At 54.1% G+C, this 1,816-nt stretch carries 1 protein-coding gene; it reads right to left on the bottom strand.

The window, feature by feature from the left end; translation table 11 throughout:
* Positions 1 to 220, bottom strand: a 220-nt coding sequence (locus A3764_RS25935; RefSeq protein ID WP_067951451.1) for an IS3 family transposase, incomplete at its 3' end; no start/stop codon positions are given.
* Between the last annotated feature and the right edge of the window lie 1,596 nt (positions 221 to 1,816).

Raw genomic sequence — 1,816 nt, forward strand, 5'->3', positions numbered from 1 at the left:
GGAGCTCCTTCACCTGCTCCTCGTCGATCTCCGGCTTCTTGCGGCTCCCGCGCTCGAACACGCCTGAAGCGCCCTCGAGCAAGGCGCGTTTCCATTGGTGAATCATCGTCGGATGCACCCCGAACCGGCTTGCCAGCTCAGCGGCCGTCTCCTCGCCTTTCAGGGCTTCCAGCGCGACCTTCGCCTTGAACTCAGGCGCATGTTGCTTTCGCTTCGACATCTCTGATCTCCTTCTCGTCGAAGATCAGCAGACAACAAATCGTAGCTTACGTCAGTGTCCGATTTTCTGGGGGTAGCTCACTCTGAAGCGGAGGGGAACCTGCGCAGCAGATCGTCTAACTCCGCGCCGTGACGCAAAAGAAAGTCTCGTGTTAGACGACTGGCTGTATTTGTAGGTACTCCAGTCGTCGATTCTATAGTCATTTTCCATTCATGTCCCATTCGTCGGGCTCCCCAGCATCCGCAGGCGGCGGAATGCCGCCCTGAATTAATCGGTGCTGTTCAAGGCCTCGCCGTGCAGGAGTCTACAGCGAGGCTGATCACCGTCACAAAGTAGCGGTGATCTCGGCGATCAGACGCGGTGTTCCAGTCCGCGTTCTCATATGATGTGCTTTCTAAAATAGGGTGTGGTATCCGCGGCTTTGAAAGCCGGTCTCTCCGATCGAGACCGTCTTCTAAAACCGCGGCGCTTCATAGAGCCCGCAGCCTGATGGCGGCGAGTTGTGTTTGGGTAGACAGATCTGAAGGAAACACACCACGGAGCTATCGGTCGGCCAACTCACACGGTTTCTCCCCGCACTAAAGCCAAGTAACCTCTGCGCTCGTTTGGCAGCTTCGATAATCAGATATCAGGTAACAATCTGTCTTTGCGGTGCAAGGTTAGGGAATAACCAAAATATCCATCTCCCGTCTAATCGCCGAGACTCGAGCACGTCAGTGGGTTCAGTTTCGCAGTGAACGCACCCACAAGGTCTGCGCATTCGAACGCCTCACGAATGATTTGCTTACGGTGAGCTTCAAGCCTCATGTCCAGACTCCCTTGGCACCCCTGCTTGCTCGCGTCTCAGGGTGAAGGCGCGAGCAAACAGGGGTGCCTATTGATATCGTATAGTTCGTTTGCTCGGTTCGGTTTGGGCTCGGCGCTCAACCGGACGGGGTCCTGGAGAGGACACCTTTCTTGGCTGGCACGGGGAGCGCGAGCAAGAGGGGATGCTGCCGGTGGGGAGGAGTGCGGAACGACTTCCCCAAGAGGTTTGTCAGAGACACCAGAGTGCAGGACAGGGGAACGACGACGGACGTCCCGTCCGCACTCGGCGCAGGAGCCCCCCGCGGCGAGTGGCCGCTGGACAGCTGGCGATATGTATTGAGCGATAGCAGAGAGACGCAATACGTTTAGTCAGTCGTTATGAGTATTGGTTAGGTGCAATACATGACACTCCACAGCCGCCCGCTTTCCCGGAATTTGTCAGTAGATCCTAATTCCATCAGTGAATGAAGAACGGAGCACAGACGGTGCAACACCCAACGACAGCATAACATCTCGACAAACGCGAAGTATTTAATATTTACAATCAATCGCTTAGAATAAAGTCAGCATCTTCATTATTGATTTTTACCGCGCTGGCTAAAGTGTAGCCATGTTCTCACAAGAGACCTATTCCGGTCTCCTGTGAAGAAAAGGACACTCGAATGCTTGCGCTACCCATTGCACTACCTGCCACTCTTGTGGCGCAAATCAATTATGAAACCGCAAAAATAAAATGTGAATTTGACGACGCCTTGCCTGAAAGATTTCGCTCTTCAATGAAGTGCGCAA

The sequence above is a fragment of the Sulfitobacter sp. HI0129 genome (assembly GCF_001635395.1).
Taxonomy (GTDB): Bacteria; Pseudomonadota; Alphaproteobacteria; order Rhodobacterales; family Rhodobacteraceae; genus Sulfitobacter.